This window comes from Acinetobacter piscicola (assembly GCF_015218165.1).
GTDB classification, from domain to species: domain Bacteria; phylum Pseudomonadota; class Gammaproteobacteria; order Pseudomonadales; family Moraxellaceae; genus Acinetobacter; species Acinetobacter piscicola_A.
In genome coordinates, this window is record NZ_CP048659.1 from 2149355 (window position 1) to 2166813 (window position 17459).

A 17459-nucleotide genomic window follows, 5' to 3' on the forward strand; every position below is an offset into this window, starting at 1 on the left:
TACAGCGCCTTCCCTGTATATTTCTTTGATTTAGGCAGTTTTGCCATGTTGTGCATTTAGAATCAAACGTGCCAATTCTAAATCATCAGGATAAGTAATTTTCAAATTGTCAGAACGACCTTGAACAACCTGTACAATCTCCCCCATAAACTCTAAAGCACTGGCTTCATCTGTAATGACAACGTCATTCTTTAATGCTGTTTCAATGGCATTTTTCAGTTGGCTTAAGCTTGAAGCTTGCGGGGTTTGTGCTTGCCACAGATATTCACGACTGACTGTCTGTTGGATTTCTTGCTGCTGTACAACACGTTTTAAAGTATCTCTTACAGGAATCGCTAAAATTGCACTCGTAGCAAGATGAGTGACTGTATATACAAGATCATTTAAACATTCTACTGTCACACAAGGTCGTGCAGCATCATGAACAAGGACGATATCATCAGGTGCGGCAATATCGCTCAGATAGATTAATGCATTTAAAACCGAATCTACTCGCTCTCTTCCACCCAAACAAAAATGAATATTGTCATTCTTCTCAAAGTTGAGCTGACGAGCAACATCATCTTGTTCACTGATAGCTAAGATGCAACCTGCCAAAGGCAATTGATTCAGACGATTCACGGTATGTTCTAAAACAGTGAGATCTTGAATGCGTTGGTATTGTTTTAATTCTGTTTTTGAAAACCGACTTCCAGCCCCAGCAGCAGGAACAATTGCCCAAATTTTACGGTTGTTGAGGGATGGTTTCTGCATCTTCATCTTCATTGGTTCTGTTATCTACATCTGCATTTGGATCGATATAAATCGGTTTATAATGCGTACTAAGCGTGCTGATTTGTAAAAATGTCTCATGAGGCTTGATTAAACCGAGGTCAAGGCGAGCATGTTCTTCTATGGCTTCAGCACCATTTTTTAAGTCATACACTTCTGCTGCTAAAATGCGGTTGCGCTCTTTTAGCTCATTATTGACTTCGGTTTGTTGCTGTATTTGCTGTAGTAGTGCTTGGTGTGGAAAATATCCCCCTTCACCAAACCAATAACGGTATTGGAGTACTGCAACAATGATCAATGCAATAACAAGGATAATTTTACTTGAAGTTGATTTGAGGACTTCTGGCATAGTGTATGTGGGTTAAGAGCAACATTGAATTATGCGTTCAATATACATCAAATCAGAGGGATGGAGAACGCTTTACTGTGGTAAATATGCAAAAGGATAAGAATCAAGATATTTCTGATTTTTACTTGATAAAATTAATCAATCAAAATGGTATAGCACAATGTAATATCACTTTTAAATCCATTCATTTTGAATTTAATACCAATCTGTTAAATTAACTACATATGACTCAGCCACTTTTGCTTTTCTGCACCAATTGCTTTAAACAGGATCATGCTATCGTGAGGCGACAGGGATGTCGCCGTTAGACAAGGGGATATCTTGCGAAGCTTCGCTTCTCATGTCTAACAAAGGATTTTTGTTACTTTTTATCCCTGAAAAGTAAGGCATCGCCTACGCATAGGAATTTAAACTTTTCACTGTAAGATAAGGCAAGGCAAACTTTAAATTTATATTAATTAACTTTTACTGAATGGTATAAGATTGTATATAACATCAATAAGTCAATTTTAATCCGCTATCTAACGTACTAATTGGACTTTAATATACAACCGATTAAGCTGCAATTGTTCTTATCACATAATGAGAATATTTTGATTATCTTTGAATTTATATCAACTACGTACAATAAGTAATTTTTATTGTTTAAAATTATGATTAACTGACTATAAATTTTTTAGTTCGAGGGTTAAATATAATTATATTAGGAATATCTTGTAAATAATCCATCATCAAAATTATATGATTTGTATAAATCTTTGATTCATCATCAGCAAATCTAACAATAATTCTTTTATCAATATTAGAAATTTCACTAGATAGATTTTTTTTAGCATGCTTAGCAATTTCTACTGAATCATCAATTACATGTTGACCAGTTTCATAAAAAAATCTAATCCACCAACCTTCCCAAGAAAGCAATAAATGTATATTCGAAGAGTCAAATGGATCCTCCTCATAACTAAGACTTAATCCCTCCATTTTAAAAAAATACTTCTTTAATTCCTTTTCAAAAAATTCTATTGAAAAGCGATTTGAATTTTCGTTAATTAAACAATAAAGTGAAAAAGCCACTATTTTCTCCAAAAACCTGAATTACTAATGCCAATATGCATAAATTTGGCTTAGTTCCATCATTTTACGGTGTAGCGAACAACTATTATGTTAATACATTACATTGAATGATAAGAATGAAATATTTGAATTAAATGAGCCAAAAAAATTTTAAAATATAGTCAGTGCTAATTGTAGATTTCGTAAAACTTAATTTGACAAATATTGTACAAATAATAAAAAACCACCCTTTTCAGAGTGGTTCTTTCAATCTAAATCAATCAATAATGATTAATTTAAACCTTTAAATTCAGCTTTACCACGGTAAACCGCATGTGTTAATTCTTCAATACGAAGCAATTGGTTATATTTCGCAATACGGTCAGAACGTGAAAGTGAACCCGTTTTGATTTGACCCGCAGCAGTACCAACAGCAAGATCTGCAATTGTAGAATCTTCAGTTTCACCAGAACGGTGAGAAATTACAGTTGTATAACCATTTGCTTTAGCAAGGTAAATTGCGTCTAAAGTTTCAGACAACGTACCGATTTGGTTATATTTGATTAAGATCGAGTTACCGATTTTCTCATCAATACCACGTTGTAAAATCTTAGGATTAGTTACGAACAAGTCATCACCAACCAATTGGATTTTATCACCAAGGATAGAAGTCAAGTAAGCCCAACCTTCCCAGTCAGACTCATCCAAACCATCTTCAATTGAGATAATTGGATATTGTTTCACAAGACCTGCTAAATAGTCAGCAAATTGGTTGCTTGTGAATGCTTTGTTGCCTTCACCTGCAAGTACATATTGACCATTTTTATAGAATTCTGAAGATGCACAATCAAGTGCAAGCATGATGTCAGAACCTGCTTTATAACCAGTTTGACCAATTGCTTCAAGAATCGCAGTAATCGCTTCTTCGTTTGTGCGAAGATTCGGTGCAAAACCACCTTCATCACCCACTGCTGTATTTAAACCTTGTTTTTTAAGTACAGATTTTAAAGAATGGAAAATTTCTGCACCTGCACGTAAAGCTTCAGCAAAAGATGTGAAACCTACTGGCTCGATCATGAATTCTTGAATATCTACAGTGTTGTCTGCATGCGAACCACCATTGATGATGTTCATCATTGGTACAGGCATAGACAAAGTTGTTTGACCACGTAAGTCAGCGATATATTGGAACAATTCAGTTTTCTTTTCAGCAGATGCAGCACGTGCAGCAGCTAAAGAAACAGCCAAAGTTGCGTTAGCACCTAATTTTTCTTTATTTTCAGTACCATCAAGGGCAATCATTTTGTCATCAATTGCTTTTTGTTCAAAAACGTTTTGACCTTTTAATAAGTCTTTAATTTGACCATTTACGTTTTGAACTGCATTGCGAACACCTTTACCTAAGTAACGTGATTTATCACCGTCACGAAGTTCTAAAGCTTCACGAGAACCAGTTGAAGCACCAGATGGTGCACATGCACGGCCAACAACGCCAGAGTCTAGGATAACGTCTGCTTCGATGGTTGGGTTACCACGAGAGTCCAAAATTTCACGTGCACGAATGTCAACGATTTGGCTCATGAACAATTCCTCAGTTGATTAATAAAAGCTGCCTTATATTGGCAGCGTTAATGAATAAAACTTAGTGTGTATCTAACTTTTTGAAACCTTTGACCAAGGTATCCAATTCTTTCAGTTGTGCTAAGAATGGCTCAAGTTGAGACATACGCAAAGCACAAGGTCCATCACATTTCGCCTTTTCAGGATCAGGGTGACCTTCCAAGAACAAACCTGCAAGACCTGTTGCCATACCTGCACGTGCCAAAGTTGTAATTTGAGCACGGCGACCACCTGCTGAGTCTGAACGACCACCAGGCGTTTGTAATGCATGAGTCACATCAAAGAATACAGGAACATTCATTTCTTTCATGATATCAAAGCCTAACATATCTACAATGAGATTGTTGTAGCCAAAAGATGTACCACGTTCACACAAAATGAGTTTGTCATTCCCTGCTTCTAAACACTTATTCAGGATATGACTCATTTCACGTGGAGAAAGGAATTGTGCTTTTTTGATGTTAATGATGGCTTGAGTTTTTGCCATCGCTTCAACAAGATCAGTCTGACGGCTTAAAAAAGCAGGAAGTTGAATAATGTCAGCAACTTCAGCAACGGGTGCAGCTTGATAAGGTTCGTGAACATCAGTAATGATCGGCACATTAAAATGCTTTTTAATGTCTGCTAACCATTCAACGCCTTTTTCTAAGCCTGGACCACGAAACGAATATAAACTCGAACGATTAGCTTTATCAAAGCTCGCTTTAAAAACGTAAGGGATGTCTAGACGTTTACAGATTTCAACATAGGTTTCTGCAATTTCAAAAGCTAAGTCTTTCGACTCAAGTACATTCATTCCGCCGAATAGTACAAATGGCAAATGATTTGCCATTTGTATATCGCCTAAACGTACAATTTCTTGTGGTTTTAATTGTGACATTTAAACTTCCTAGTTATGTTTTGCTCGCTTATTTGCTTTTTTGATACTGTTTTTTTGCAGCATCAATAAAACTTGCAAATAATGGATGTCCATCACGTGGTGAGCTGGTAAATTCTGGGTGGAATTGTACCGCAATAAACCAAGGATGTTCAGGAATTTCCACAGTTTCAACTAGATGTTGATCTGCTGAATAACCTGAAATTTTCATCCCTGCTTGTTCAATCACTGGAATAAAACGATCATTCATTTCATAACGATGGCGATGGCGCTCGATAATCTCTGCTTTGGCATAAACTTCACGCGTTTTAGTCCCTTCAACCAATTCTGATTTTTGAGCACCCAGACGCATCGTTCCACCAAGGTCAGAATTTACAGAACGATGTTGAATTTCGCCACGCTCATCTAACCATTCAGTGATTAAACCAATCAGTGGGAATTTAGTCGAACGATTAAACTCTGTAGACGTTGCTTCAGGCATATTAGCAACATGACGAGCAAACTCAATCACAGCCAATTGCATCCCTAAACAAATACCCAAGAATGGCACACCATTTTCACGTGCAAACTGAATTGCTTTCATTTTGCCTTCAGTACCACGTTCACCAAAACCGCCCGGAACGAGGATTGCATCTGCATCTTTCAATACTTCAGCAGGGTTTTGACCCTCTAGATCTTCTGCATTGACATAGTCAATTTGAACTTTAACGCGGTTTTGAATACCTGCATGTAAAAGTGCTTCATTCACAGATTTATATGCATCTGGAAGTTCGACATATTTACCCACCATCGCAACACGAACGATATATTCCGGATTTAACAATGCTTCGACCACATTGTCCCAATCTGAAAGATCCGCTTCTGGCAAATTGTCATAACCAAAACGTTCACAGATTAAATCATCAACATTTTGCTCATAGAATGTACGTGGAATTTGGTAAATAGAACGGGCATCTTTACATACCACAACTGCACGTGCTTCCACATTGGTGAATAATGCAATTTTACGGGTCGTGTCTGCATCGACATCATGTTCTGTACGACAGATCAAAATGTCAGGTTGAATACCAATCGACAATAATTCTTTTACAGAATGTTGAGTCGGTTTAGTTTTCAACTCAGCCGCAGACTTAATATATGGCAATAAAGTCAAATGCATGAGCATAGTACGTTTATGACCAAGTTCAACCATTAACTGACGTACAGATTCCATGAATGGGAGAGATTCAATGTCACCGACTGTACCACCGATTTCAACAATCGCAACGTCATAGCCTTCGCCAGCACGAAGTACACGCTCTTTAATATTATCCGTAATATGTGGAATAACTTGTACTGTACCACCCAAGTAATCACCACGACGTTCTTTGTTCAGAACATCCTGATAAACACGACCAGAGGTAAAGTTATTCAATTTGGTCATTTTAGCACGACGTAAGAAACGCTCGTAATAACCCAAATCTAAGTCCGTTTCAGCTCCGTCTTCTGTAACAAAAACTTCACCGTGTTGGAATGGGCTCATAGTCCCTGGATCGACATTAATGTATGGATCCATTTTGACCATGGTCACTTTTAAACCACGGGCTTCTAAAAGTGCAGCAACTGAAGCAGCTGAAATACCTTTACCTAGTGATGATACAACACCACCAGTGACGAATATAAAATGGGTCATTAAGTTTCTCGTACAATGGAGCCTAAATTGGCCTACAATGTTGTGCGATTTTACTTTACCTTGTACCTAGAAAGCAAAGTCAATTCACATCAATTCATAGAACAATAAACAATTGGCTATTCTATCAGCATTTCCAATCAAAAATTAACATTACAGTACATGATTTTTATCTCTAATTTTACTGTTATAATAGGCTTACTCTCTAGAAGCTATATTTTGTGTCAATATGAATAAGAAACTTTTAATTTGTGGTTTAATTGCAACAGGTCTTGTTTTAACAGCATGTGTGAAAAAAGAAGAACCTAAAAACGATGAAACTGAAAAAGTTGAAACAACGCAAACGCAGCAACCTGCACAACAGCCTGCTCAGTTTGAAAATCTTGAAACTGCTGAACATGATCAAAATGATCAACCGCAAGTGAGTCAAGATGCGCCTTCACAACAAGTGAATACTCACTCGTCTGAAACAGCACAAACTCAACATTCTGCACAACCAGCAACTGCTGCGCCTGCACCACGTGTTGAACAACCTCGTCCTGCTCAACACACTGAAACTGTACGTACTGAACAGCCGAAACCTGCTGCACCAAAGCCTGAGGCAAAACCTGCACCTGTCGAAACTGCACGTGCTGAGCAACCAAAACCTGCTGCACCAAAAGCAAGCTCAGGTACTGCACAAACTGAAGATGATGCTGTTGCTGCGGCAATTGCTGCGGCTACACCTGCTTTGAAAAACTAAGCTCAGCTTTTCATCGGTACAAAAACCAGTCTCTTTGTTGTGACTGGTTTTTTATTACTATAAATCTACAAGCTCAACTGAAATTTTTCAGACCGCATTAAAATTGCTTTAAGAAATCCGCAATCAACTTCGCTGCCCATGATTTGGTATTTAAACCTTCATAATAACCACAATGACTGCCTTTCTTTGTCGTCACAACTACGATGTTTTGCATCTCTTGTACAATCTGCTTATAAGGTTCAAAATTTTTAATTGAACAAATAGGATCATCCTCTGCATTTAAAATCATCAGTGGAATTTTCACATTTTCGAACACATAAATAGGATTAATGGCTTGGTCATAACTTTCATAATCATTAAAACCTGCCATTTCAAAATAATGTTGTTGAAACTCTTGTAAAGTTTTGGTTTTAAGCACCAGTGAAATCGATTGAGTGTGTTGCCATGTGCTTTCATAGGGCTGAATAAAGGCTTTAAATAGTTTTTTTGTCATCACTTTGCTATAGAAAGGATGTACATTTTCAAAACCATCTTTCGTGTTGTAGCCGGGACACAAGGCAAATGCAGCTTTAAAGGGTGTATGTTCAGCCACTTCCCCCAAATATCGCACTAACAATCCTGTTCCTGCGGAGGAGCCGACAGCATATAGCTCAGATTGTGGAAATTGTGCCTGAATAAAATTTAATTGCTCTTTTAAATCAGAAGTTGAACCAAAAATCGACATTTGTGCTACAGGCATCGGTAAGCCTGCATGACCACGGCGCAGACACAATGCAATGCGCCACCCAGTATGTTCATGCAAATCTTTGACTAACTCACACATACTTTCAGGCGTTCCTGTAATGGTATGCATGATCACAATGGTTGGCGTATCGTGTGGTAAATCATAGCCATACCACGCGACTGCGGTAATACCACCATCTTGCATGGTCAGCTGATCGATTCGGTCGTAATCCAATTTGACTGTTTTTTTCTTGATTAAGTCGAAATACAAAAGATGTACATGTGTATTGACCAACCACAGCGTAGGTCGATATTTATCATGCAGTTGCGATAACTGTGGAATTATTTTCGACATTCCACCTTGTGGGTTAAAATACAATTTCGGTTGCTCTGCACCTGTCACTTGATCAAGTACAGTTTGCGTGAGTTGTATTGCTTTATTTAATGCAGAATTCAGAATAGACATTTTGATTTCCTATGACTGATCACATCAAAATCATTCATAATTCAATTACAGGTTTGTTATAAGTGATCGTTTATCAATGAGATTGAGCATGTACGCATACATGCTCAATCTCAAAATCATTTCATGTAAAAATATTTAAACAAAACAGATTTATCAAATCATGATGGTTGATACTTTGCAAAACGCTCGCCCATCTGAGCACCCAATGCCTGTAAACCACTTAATGAACGAATCATGACTTCAAATTCAACAATCTGACCATGCTCATTAAAACGAATCATGTCGATTCCTTTGAGTTGCTTCTCTGTGACTACAGCTGAAAATTCTAAAACAACACTTTGCTCATCTTCAGTGAAGAACTCGCGATGATAAGTAAAATTTTCAAATACTTGAATTACATTCGTCAGAATAAAATACACAACCTGCTTACCTTCATAGGGCTTAAATGCGACAGGCGAACGAAAAATCACATCATCTGCCAATAATTCATTCAAAATACTCATGTCACGCGTTGCAATCATGTCGTGCCATTTTTGAATCGCAGCTTTTGTATGGGTGTAACTCATTTTAATGTCCTTTTGATATCCTTTGAACAGTAATCCCTCCCCTTGCGAAGCAAGCTTCTCACCTTTAAAAAAGGGAGGAGCTCCACGAATTTTATAACCTTAATAAAACGGAGCTTTCCCCTCTTTTTAAAGAGGGGTTAAGGGAGATTCTTAAAAAATTAATGAAGTCCTCTCTCCTTTCAGGAGATGAGAAGTGTACTTGGCAAGAGAGAGGTATAAAAAACTAAATCACCATCGCCAATTCAGCACCCTGACGAATGGCACGTTTGGCATCCAACTCGCCTGCTTCTTTCGCACCGCCAATCAAATGTACAGACTTACCATCTGCTTGGAGCTGATCAAACATCGCAGTATAAGATTCTTGTCCTGCACAGATCACGACATTATCTACATCCAGTACCATGACTTTATCAGCCACAGTAATATGTAAGCCTTGATCATCAATCTTGTCGTAGCTTGCACCCGGAATCATATTGACATGACGATGTTTTAAACCTGTACGGTGAATCCACCCTGTGGTTTTACCTAAGCCTGCACCGACTGAATTGGTTTTACGTTGCAGTAAATAAATTTCACGTGGTGATTGCTCAACTTTAGGGACTTTTAAACCACCGACATGCGCATAGTTGGTATCAATACCCCATTCATCATAGAATTTTTGTGGGTTCAGACTGCCGCTCTCACCTACATGAGAAAGATATTCCGCAGTATCAAAACCAATCCCGCCCGCACCAATGATTGCCACTTTTTGACCCACAGCTTTACGATCACGCAGCACGTCGATGTAACTTAAAACCTTAGGATGATCAATACCTTCAATATTTAAATGACGTGGTGTAACCCCTGTTGCAACCACAATGTCATGAAAATTTTCAGCGCTGAGTTCTTCATAGGTTGCCGTGTGATTCAACACCAATTTAATGTTTGGCTGAAGCTCAATTTTACGTTTGAAATAACGTAAAGTTTCATAAAATTCCTCTTTGCCCGGAATTGTTTTGGCAATATTAAACTGACCACCAATCTGATTGGATGCTTCAAAAATCGTGACTTTATGCCCACGATCAGCAGCGTAGGTCGCAAAACTTAAACCTGCAGGACCTGCACCAATCACTGCAATATTTTTAACTGTTGCACTCTCTTTAAAAATGAGTTCAGTTTCATAACATGCACGAGGATTGACCAAACAAGTTGCTATTTTCATTGAGAAAATATGATCCAAACAGGCTTGGTTACAACCGATACAGGTGTTAATTTCGTCTGCACGACCTTGCTCAGCTTTTGCCACAAAGTGCGAATCGGCAAGCATTGGACGTGCCATTGAGATCATATCTGCGTCGCCCTGCGCCAAAACGTGTTCAGCCATTTCAGGGGTATTGATTCGGTTTGAGGTAATTAAAGGTACATTCACAGAACCTTTTAATTTTTTGGTCACCCATGTAAATGCAGCACGTGGAACTTTGGTTGCAATCGTCGGGATACGCGCTTCATGCCAACCAATTCCTGTATTGATAATGGTTGCGCCTGCTTTTTCAATTTCTTTCGCTAACTGAATCACTTCTTCTAAAGTTGAGCCGCCTTCGACCAAATCCAGCATGGATAAACGATAGATAATAATGAAGTTTTCACCCACTTCTTGACGAGTACGTTTTACAATTTCTATCGGGAAACGGATACGGTTTTCATAGCTACCGCCCCATTCATCATCACGATGATTAGTACGTGCTGCAATGAATTCATTGATCAGATAACCTTCTGAACCCATGATTTCAACACCATCATAGCCTGCAATTTGTGACAACTTGGCACAGTTGGCAAAGTCAGCAATGGTTTGCTGAACTTCAGCCGAAGTTAAAGCATGTGGTTTGGTTGGGTTAATTGGTGCCTGAATGGCTGATGGTGCAACATTTTCAGGCTGATAAGAATAACGACCCGTATGTAAAATTTGTAAGGCAATTTTCCCACCTGCATCATGTACCGCCTGCGTAATCACTTTATGTTTTTCTGCTTCTTCTAAAGAGTCTAATTTTGAACCACCAGCAAATGTCACACCATCATCATTGGGAGAAATACCACCTGTTACAATTAAACCAACGCCACCTGCTGCACGCTCTGCATAAAATGCAGCCATACGGTCATAACCACCGTCAACTTCCTCAAGCCCTACATGCATAGAACCCATCAATACGCGATTTTTTAAAGTGGTAAAGCCTAAATCCAATGGCGCAAGTAAATGCGGGTAATTAGACATGTGAACTCCTTGGCGTGCTTTCGCTGGCTAATATTTATAATTTCTCAGTTAATTTTTAATGCAACAAGTTGCATAATGCAATTTATTTATAATCGAGATTTGATTTTTATGCAACATGTTGCATAATGAATTTACACCCATTTTATGTGCGAAATATTACTCAAATGTCTTTAGCCCATGTTTTATTGACGAGTCTGATTGAAAAACCGAGTACAGGTTTTGAGTTGGCACGCCGTTTTGACCGCTCTATGGGCTTTTTCTGGAATGCCACACACCAACAAATTTATCGTGAATTAAGTGGCATGCTGAAAAAAGGCTGGATTTCCACTTTAGAAGATCAAGCCGACACAGGACGCAAAAAAACCTATCAGGTTGAACAACTTGGACGTATAGAGTTAACCGAATGGATGGTCAAACAAGGTGAACCTGCACAGCTTCGTGAAGAAATTATGGTGCGATTAAGACTTGAGGCACAATTTGGAGGCAATACCATTTTGCCTGAATTAGAGCGTCATTTACTGTTACATCAAGAAAATTTAAAATTGTATCAGCAAATTTTCAATAAAGACTTTGCTCATGCAGACCCACAAGATCGAACTTTATATATTCATAAAATGATTTTACAATTGGGAATTGATCTAGAAAATGGCTGGATTGATTGGCTCAGTCAACTCATCCCTCAACTCAAAGAATTTGAAAACAAAGAAAAAACTTAAGGATTACTATGCCACACTATACAATGCCTGATGGTGAAAAATTATTTGTTCGAGAAATTGGACAAGGTGAACCCGTATTGGTTCTGTCCGGTTTAGGCATGCAAAGTTGGCAATGGCTTCCATTTTTACTTCCCAATATCAAAAAATTTAAATTTATTATCCCGGATTGGCGTGGCTTTGGCGGTTCAAAGACCTGTAAAATTCCTCAAGAGCTTGATGCCATTCATAATCATTGGCGTGACATTGACAGCCTGATTGAACAAATGCAACTCGATGATTTTATTGTGATTGCTTATTCAATGGGGGCAACCACAGCCATGCATGGCATGCAATATGGCAACTTAAGAGAAAAACTCAAAGCTTATTTACATATTGACCAAACCCCAAAAATCACCACAGATGCGTCTTGGAAATTTGGTTTATTTGGCAAAAAACATTTAAAATTCAAACGTTTTCTTAAAGATTATTCAGACTTTTTGCATCAATACCAAAACTATCGCTTTGTAGATGAGTTACCTGCTGAACCCCGTACTGAATTGGTGCAAATGTGGATTAATTTTATTAAAATTCAAGGCAGTAATAAAGTCAGTCCGTTTATTTTCAATCTGGCACTGAGGCGCCCACAATTACAAAAGCATTTACTCCCGATTCGACGCCTTGATTATATGACTTGGTATATCGACAATTATCTCAATCATCAGGAAGATTATCGGACTGCCCTTGCACAACTGGACTGTCCAACCACATTTTTTATTGGTGAACAATCAACTTTATATCCTTCTGAAGGACAAAAACGCATCGCCAATCAACTTTCGAATGCACAAAGTATTATCTTTGAGCACTCAGGACACACTCCTTTAATCACTGAACCTTTGAAATTTGGCAAAGAAATCTCTGCATTTTTAGCTAAAAACACACAATCCAAACCCACACAATAAACATGAATATATTTCACCCAAGCAAATAAAAACTGATCAAAATTTATATTTGCTTGGTGATTTGCAATCACATCTCTAAGCAGAATAATAAATCACACGTTTTTTTGAAAAACGATCGAGCTGTTTTAAAAACCCCTCAAAATAGCTTTTTTCTTTTTCATCAATACGATAACCTGCATATAAAGTACGGCGCAAGCCATTTTCTGATACACAATTCAAACGCTTGGATGTTACCCAGCCCTTCTGTTCATATTCATTCACCACCCAATCTGGCAAAGCAGCAATGCCACGACCACTCGCAACCAATTGAATCAACATTTGCGTTAAATCGGTTGTTCGTACTTGTTTTGGTTGGATATTTGCAGGTAAAAACAACTTTGCCATAATGTCTAGACGATGCTTATCCACTGGGTAAGTAATTAAAGTTTCGTCAGCAAGCTCTTGCACCGTAATATTTTCAGCACGCACTAAAGGATGCGTGTTAGACAAAACTAAACGTGACTCATATTCAAAAATTGGAAAATATTCAATCCCTTTGAGTGCAATTGGATCAGCAGTAATCAATAAATCGAACTCACCGATTTGCAATAATTCATGTGGATTCGCCTCAAAACCTGAAGCGAAATCTAGATCTACATCAGGGTATTGCTGACGATACTGATTCAACAAAGGCATTAACCAATCAAAACAACTATGACATTCTGAAGAGAAAATAATGCGTCCCGTTTGTCCATGTACAATGCGTGTGATGTCCGTTTGTGCAATTTGAATTTGCGGCAAAATATCATCTGCAAGTTTCAACAAACGCTGCCCAACATTGGAAAATGTCACAGGTCGTGTCCGCCGATTCACAATTTCAATCCCATACCAATGATCCAACTCTTTGAGTTGATGAGAAATTGCAGAAGGTGTTAAACATAAATCAGTTGCTGCTGCAACAAGTGACCCGTGCTCACGCAAAGCAATTAAAGTTTTCAGATGGCGAATTTCCAACATGAGCAAATCCAATTAGACAGATGTAATACATTGAGTAAAAAATGAATAACACTCATCTTAACATATAATTCATGAATTTATTTTAAAGAGATGTATTTATAAACCATTTAAAATCTAAACGTATAATAAAAGCCCATCATTTTTTCATTACAAATGTATTTATTATGATGACTCAATAAAAACCTAAACCCACATCTTCCCATTCACCGTTAAATCAGCGATTACTACACCTCATCAATAAACCTTCATGATTATTTTAATCCAACCATATAAAAAAACCCTGCACATGCAGGGTTCGCATATAAATAAAGTTATTATTCAGTAGGAATGGAATCTAGTAATACCTATCACTCCGCCAATGCTTTTTCAATATCTTCTTCTAAAGCTTCAGGTTTCGTCGTGGGTGCGTAACGGTTAATCACTTCACCGTTTTTATTAATTAAAAATTTAGTAAAATTCCACTTAATTCCATTTCCCAATACACCTTTGCTGTTATTGGTCAAATAACGAAAGATCACATGTGCCTCAGGACCTTTAACATCCACTTTGGCAAACATTGGAAATTTCACACCATAGTTACGTTGGCAATATTCTCCAATTTGTTCATTTGAACCCGGATCTTGCCCACCAAATTGGTTACATGGAAAACCTAGAACTTCAAGACCTTGCTCATGATATTTTTCATATAATTTTTCTAAGCCTGCAAATTGTGGTGTAAAACCACATTTACTTGCAGTATTTACAATCAATAAAACTTTCCCTTTATAGTCTGAAAAAGCTTTATTTTCTCCTTCTAATAATTCTGCTTCAAACTGATAAATATTCGTCATGGATAGGTTTCCTCATCATTTTTTTCTTCTGTTTTTAATTCTAAAGAAGCCGAGTTGACACAATAGCGCAAACCTGTAGGTTGCGGACCATCTTCAAACACATGCCCTAAATGCGCATCACAATGATGACAAACGATTTCTGTGCGTTGCATACCATGCGTTGTATCATCATGCTCTTCCACCGCAGCCGCTATAATCGGTCGATAAAAACTTGGCCAACCACTGCCGCTGTCATACTTGGTTTCTGAAGAAAATAAAGGCGTGCCGCAGCAACGACACACATACGTACCTTGCTGCTTGGTATTCCAATATTTCCCTGTAAATGCCGGCTCAGTCCCCTTTTGGCGTGTTATTTTAAATTCTTCTGGCGACAACTCTCTTTGCCATTCTCTTTCTGTTTTATTGAGTTTTCCCATGATTATTTCCTTTAACATCATGCCACTTAAAATAGGATAATCCTATATTTACGTGATTCATCTAAAAATTTCTAGTACTAAATTCACAATTTACAAAAGACTCACAACGACATTAATAGCAAAAAGAAAGCAAATATAAAAACAAAGTGAGCAAATTTATTCAATTAATGCTTTTTTGTAAGCAACTTTAGTGTTAATCTTAGACGTGTTCTTGCTCAGGATGAAGAAATGTCACAAAAAAAGAGCGTTATTTTTAAAAATCTACTCCCTGTCATTAAGCAATATCAACAGGATGGATTTACACATGAAAAAATTGTTGCTTTACTCAAAGACAAACATAATCTTGATCTCGTAACAACAGAAACATTTAAAAGTTACTTATATCGTTATGCAAAAGTGAACCCCACTCTTTCCGAGAATCTCAAAATGCCGAACAGTATCCAAACCCCACGCGAAATAAAAAAATCGTCTAAGCTCGATCATGTATGCTACGACATTCGTGGACCTGTGTTACGCGCGGCCAACGAGATGGAAGAAGCAGGTCATAAAATTATCAAACTTAATATTGGTAACCCAGCCCCATTTGGTTTTGAAGCGCCACAAGAAATCATTAATGACGTGGCTTTAAACTTACCGAATGCAATTGGTTATACCGACTCAAAAGGAATTTTTCCTGCACGTAAAGCAATTTGTCAGTATTACCAACAAAAAGGCATTTTAGACCTGCATGTCAAAGATGTGTATGTGGGCAATGGTGTGTCTGAACTCATTGTGATGGCAATGCAAGGTTTATTGGATGATGGCGATGAAATGCTTATTCCAATGCCGGATTATCCTTTATGGACTGCTGCGGTCAACCTTTCAGGTGGTACTGCAATTCACTATAAATGTGATGATCAAAATTATTGGTATCCCGACATTGCAGACATGGAAAGTAAAATCACACCCAATACTCGAGGGATCGTGATTATTAACCCAAATAATCCAACTGGTTCAGTTTACCCACGCCATGTATTAGAACAAATTGTTGCACTCGCTAAAAAATATGATTTGATTTTATTTGCAGATGAAATCTACGACAAAATTGTGTATGACGGCATTGAACATGTATCTGTTGCTGCTTTAGCAGGCAATCAACTTTGTATTTCTTTCAATGGTTTATCAAAAGCTTATCGTATCGCGGGTTACCGTTCAGGTTGGATGGCAATCACAGGTGATAAATCACGTGCAGCGGATTATATTGAAGGTTTAGACATGCTTGCGTCTATGCGTTTATGTGCCAACCACCAAGCACAATATGCGATTCAAACGGCACTTGGCGGGTATCAATCAATTAATGATTTGATTCGCCCCGGTGGTCGCTTGTATGAACAACGTAATATTGCGTGGGAAATGTTGAATGATATTCCAGGTGTAAGTTGTGTTAAACCTGAAGGTGCAATGTACTGCTTCCCTAAACTTGATCCTGAAATTTATCCGATTGAAGATGATGAAAAATTCATGTTGGATTTGTTAAAAGCAGAAAAAGTGTTGTTAGTACAAGGGACTGGTTTCAACTGGCCTACACCTGATCATTTCCGTGTCGTATTCTTGCCTGCTGAAAATGAATTACGTGAAGCACTCACTCGTTTAGGTCGTTTCTTGTCTAAAATGCGTTAAGATTCAAAGATATTCATGCAATAGAAGTTAAGTCAATAACTTAGCTTCTATTTTACGATTGAGAAAAACGCGTTACAATCAGCTTAGATCCATTTTATTTAAAAACTAAATTAAACATATAAACCAAACACTTAAAAAAAATCACTAACTATGAAAAAAATTAAAATACTCCTCTTCACAGTCATCATGTTCCAGAGTACCTTAATATTTGCTGACTTTAATCATGTCTCTGGTTCTTATGGAAAATGGGTAGGTTATCCCGATACTGACACCATTGAAGTATCAAAATACGGAATGGAAGATTATCCACCTTACCCTTCTATCCCCAAATCTGAAACCAACTTCCCTGCAAGCATGGATCAAAAGATTGTTTATATTCAAGGTCAAAAAATTATTGATCAGATTAATAAACAACAAATGAATACGCATCCTGAGTCTGAGTTTTATATTCCCCCTAAATATCTCAAAATGATTACCCCTAAGAAACAATATTCTGCGATTAGTTTTCGCGCACAAGAATATTCAGAAGACAGAACACACTTTTTATTTATTAATGAACAGTTGGCTTTATACATTACCCCCGAATTCGGCTTTATTTATATCTTAAAAAAGCAGGAAACTTCATCACGTAAGCGATAACCTCAAAAAGTTAACTGCTTTGCTCTAAAATTGCTTCCTTAAATACGATTAATTTTAAGGAAGTTATTAATTTTTAATCAAAATCGTTTTCTGCCTAGTATAGAAAATTTGTTTTACATTTCGAAGCTCCACTCATTTATAAATTGTCATTTTTTTAGTTCCAGCTAAATGTTCCTCGGAT

17 protein-coding genes are annotated in these 17459 nt (G+C 37.6%); 5 read left to right on the top strand and 12 right to left on the bottom strand.

The genetic code is table 11. The features are described from left to right. Nucleotides 1–30 precede the first annotated feature (30 nt). The 6 genes from ispD to G0028_RS10570 form a co-directional block, all read right to left on the bottom strand. On the bottom strand, nucleotides 31–753 hold the full coding sequence (ispD, locus tag G0028_RS10545; protein ID WP_180045740.1) for a 2-C-methyl-D-erythritol 4-phosphate cytidylyltransferase: 723 nt from the start codon (nucleotides 751–753) through the stop codon (nucleotides 31–33). Continuing rightward, the gene (locus G0028_RS10550) at nucleotides 725–1120 is read right to left on the bottom strand and encodes a septum formation initiator family protein (protein ID WP_130073377.1); all 396 of its coding nucleotides are present in this window, start codon (nucleotides 1118–1120) and stop codon (nucleotides 725–727) included. Before G0028_RS10550 ends, ispD begins: the two co-directional genes overlap by 29 nt. 657 nt (nucleotides 1121–1777) lie before the next feature. Continuing rightward, nucleotides 1778–2194: a hypothetical protein gene (locus G0028_RS10555; protein ID WP_180045742.1), complete on the bottom strand. Its 417-nt coding sequence runs from the start codon at nucleotides 2192–2194 to the stop codon at nucleotides 1778–1780. A 270-nt stretch (nucleotides 2195–2464) separates the two neighbouring features. Next, a complete protein-coding gene (eno, locus tag G0028_RS10560; RefSeq protein WP_180045744.1) occupies nucleotides 2465–3754 on the bottom strand; it encodes a phosphopyruvate hydratase in 1290 nt (429 codons plus the stop codon). A gap of 61 nt (nucleotides 3755–3815) precedes the next feature. Continuing rightward, the gene (gene kdsA, locus G0028_RS10565) at nucleotides 3816–4673 is read right to left on the bottom strand and encodes a 3-deoxy-8-phosphooctulonate synthase (protein WP_180045746.1); all 858 of its coding nucleotides are present in this window, start codon (nucleotides 4671–4673) and stop codon (nucleotides 3816–3818) included. A 28-nt stretch (nucleotides 4674–4701) separates the two neighbouring features. Beyond that, entirely contained in the window at nucleotides 4702–6342 is a 1641-nt protein-coding gene (locus G0028_RS10570) for a CTP synthase (protein ID WP_130073373.1), read from the bottom strand. 226 nt (nucleotides 6343–6568) lie between these two features. On the opposite strand from G0028_RS10570, the gene G0028_RS10575 reads away from it, so the two are divergent. Then, the gene (locus tag G0028_RS10575; RefSeq protein ID WP_180045748.1) at nucleotides 6569–7081 is read left to right on the top strand and encodes an internalin; all 513 of its coding nucleotides are present in this window, start codon (nucleotides 6569–6571) and stop codon (nucleotides 7079–7081) included. 97 nt (nucleotides 7082–7178) lie between these two features. Here G0028_RS10575 and G0028_RS10580 read toward each other — a convergent pair whose 3' ends face one another. The 3 genes from G0028_RS10580 to G0028_RS10590 form a co-directional block, all read right to left on the bottom strand. Continuing rightward, on the bottom strand, nucleotides 7179–8270 hold the full coding sequence (locus tag G0028_RS10580; protein WP_130073371.1) for a YheT family hydrolase: 1092 nt from the start codon (nucleotides 8268–8270) through the stop codon (nucleotides 7179–7181). Between the two features lie 158 nt (nucleotides 8271–8428). Further along, a complete protein-coding gene (locus G0028_RS10585) occupies nucleotides 8429–8836 on the bottom strand; it encodes a nuclear transport factor 2 family protein (RefSeq protein WP_180045750.1) in 408 nt (135 codons plus the stop codon). A gap of 223 nt (nucleotides 8837–9059) precedes the next feature. After that, nucleotides 9060–11084 (bottom strand): NADPH-dependent 2,4-dienoyl-CoA reductase, encoded by a 2025-nt coding sequence (locus tag G0028_RS10590; RefSeq protein WP_180045752.1) that lies wholly within the window; start codon nucleotides 11082–11084, stop codon nucleotides 9060–9062. A 164-nt stretch (nucleotides 11085–11248) separates the two neighbouring features. On the opposite strand from G0028_RS10590, the gene G0028_RS10595 reads away from it, so the two are divergent. Beyond that, nucleotides 11249–11800 carry a PadR family transcriptional regulator gene (locus G0028_RS10595; RefSeq protein WP_174493581.1) on the top strand — a complete coding sequence of 184 codons (552 nt, stop codon included), beginning with the start codon at nucleotides 11249–11251 and terminating at the stop codon, nucleotides 11798–11800. A gap of 8 nt (nucleotides 11801–11808) precedes the next feature. Continuing rightward, complete coding sequence (locus G0028_RS10600) at nucleotides 11809–12738, top strand: alpha/beta fold hydrolase (RefSeq protein WP_180045754.1); 930 nt, start codon at nucleotides 11809–11811, stop codon at nucleotides 12736–12738. 75 nt (nucleotides 12739–12813) lie between these two features. Here G0028_RS10600 and G0028_RS10605 read toward each other — a convergent pair whose 3' ends face one another. The 3 genes from G0028_RS10605 to msrB form a co-directional block, all read right to left on the bottom strand. Continuing rightward, on the bottom strand, nucleotides 12814–13734 hold the full coding sequence (locus G0028_RS10605) for a LysR family transcriptional regulator (protein ID WP_180045756.1): 921 nt from the start codon (nucleotides 13732–13734) through the stop codon (nucleotides 12814–12816). A 347-nt stretch (nucleotides 13735–14081) separates the two neighbouring features. Next, on the bottom strand, nucleotides 14082–14564 hold the full coding sequence (locus G0028_RS10610; RefSeq protein ID WP_130073366.1) for a glutathione peroxidase: 483 nt from the start codon (nucleotides 14562–14564) through the stop codon (nucleotides 14082–14084). Continuing rightward, nucleotides 14561–14980, bottom strand: coding sequence for a peptide-methionine (R)-S-oxide reductase MsrB (gene msrB / locus G0028_RS10615; RefSeq protein ID WP_130073365.1), 420 nt, complete (start codon nucleotides 14978–14980; stop codon nucleotides 14561–14563). The genes G0028_RS10610 and msrB overlap by 4 nt, the downstream gene beginning before the upstream one ends. 228 nt (nucleotides 14981–15208) lie before the next feature. Here msrB and G0028_RS10620 point away from each other — a divergent pair, with 228 nt between their 5' ends. Both G0028_RS10620 and G0028_RS10625 read left to right on the top strand, forming a co-directional pair. Further along, nucleotides 15209–16639, top strand: a complete 1431-nt coding sequence (locus G0028_RS10620; RefSeq protein WP_174492526.1) for a pyridoxal phosphate-dependent aminotransferase — start codon at nucleotides 15209–15211, stop codon at nucleotides 16637–16639. A gap of 150 nt (nucleotides 16640–16789) precedes the next feature. Further along, the gene (locus G0028_RS10625; RefSeq protein WP_180045758.1) at nucleotides 16790–17278 is read left to right on the top strand and encodes a hypothetical protein; all 489 of its coding nucleotides are present in this window, start codon (nucleotides 16790–16792) and stop codon (nucleotides 17276–17278) included. Nucleotides 17279–17459 lie beyond the last annotated feature (181 nt).

What these genes read in the sequence shown, in the direction of transcription:
- G0028_RS10570 (WP_130073373.1), bottom strand. Translation starts at nt 6,342, where the DNA reads ATGACCCATTTTATATTCGTCACTGGTGGTGTTGTATCATCACTAGGT.
- G0028_RS10580 (WP_130073371.1), bottom strand. Translation starts at nt 8,270, where the DNA reads ATGTCTATTCTGAATTCTGCATTAAATAAAGCAATACAACTCACGCAA.
- G0028_RS10625 (WP_180045758.1), top strand. Translation starts at nt 16,790, where the DNA reads ATGAAAAAAATTAAAATACTCCTCTTCACAGTCATCATGTTCCAGAGT.
- kdsA (WP_180045746.1), bottom strand. Translation starts at nt 4,673, where the DNA reads ATGTCACAATTAAAACCACAAGAAATTGTACGTTTAGGCGATATACAA.
- G0028_RS10605 (WP_180045756.1), bottom strand. Translation starts at nt 13,734, where the DNA reads ATGTTGGAAATTCGCCATCTGAAAACTTTAATTGCTTTGCGTGAGCAC.
- ispD (WP_180045740.1), bottom strand. Translation starts at nt 753, where the DNA reads ATGCAGAAACCATCCCTCAACAACCGTAAAATTTGGGCAATTGTTCCT.
- msrB (WP_130073365.1), bottom strand. Translation starts at nt 14,980, where the DNA reads ATGGGAAAACTCAATAAAACAGAAAGAGAATGGCAAAGAGAGTTGTCG.
- G0028_RS10575 (WP_180045748.1), top strand. Translation starts at nt 6,569, where the DNA reads ATGAATAAGAAACTTTTAATTTGTGGTTTAATTGCAACAGGTCTTGTT.
- G0028_RS10620 (WP_174492526.1), top strand. Translation starts at nt 15,209, where the DNA reads ATGTCACAAAAAAAGAGCGTTATTTTTAAAAATCTACTCCCTGTCATT.
- G0028_RS10585 (WP_180045750.1), bottom strand. Translation starts at nt 8,836, where the DNA reads ATGAGTTACACCCATACAAAAGCTGCGATTCAAAAATGGCACGACATG.
- G0028_RS10600 (WP_180045754.1), top strand. Translation starts at nt 11,809, where the DNA reads ATGCCACACTATACAATGCCTGATGGTGAAAAATTATTTGTTCGAGAA.
- eno (WP_180045744.1), bottom strand. Translation starts at nt 3,754, where the DNA reads ATGAGCCAAATCGTTGACATTCGTGCACGTGAAATTTTGGACTCTCGT.
- G0028_RS10550 (WP_130073377.1), bottom strand. Translation starts at nt 1,120, where the DNA reads ATGCCAGAAGTCCTCAAATCAACTTCAAGTAAAATTATCCTTGTTATT.
- G0028_RS10590 (WP_180045752.1), bottom strand. Translation starts at nt 11,084, where the DNA reads ATGTCTAATTACCCGCATTTACTTGCGCCATTGGATTTAGGCTTTACC.
- G0028_RS10610 (WP_130073366.1), bottom strand. Translation starts at nt 14,564, where the DNA reads ATGACGAATATTTATCAGTTTGAAGCAGAATTATTAGAAGGAGAAAAT.
- G0028_RS10595 (WP_174493581.1), top strand. Translation starts at nt 11,249, where the DNA reads ATGTCTTTAGCCCATGTTTTATTGACGAGTCTGATTGAAAAACCGAGT.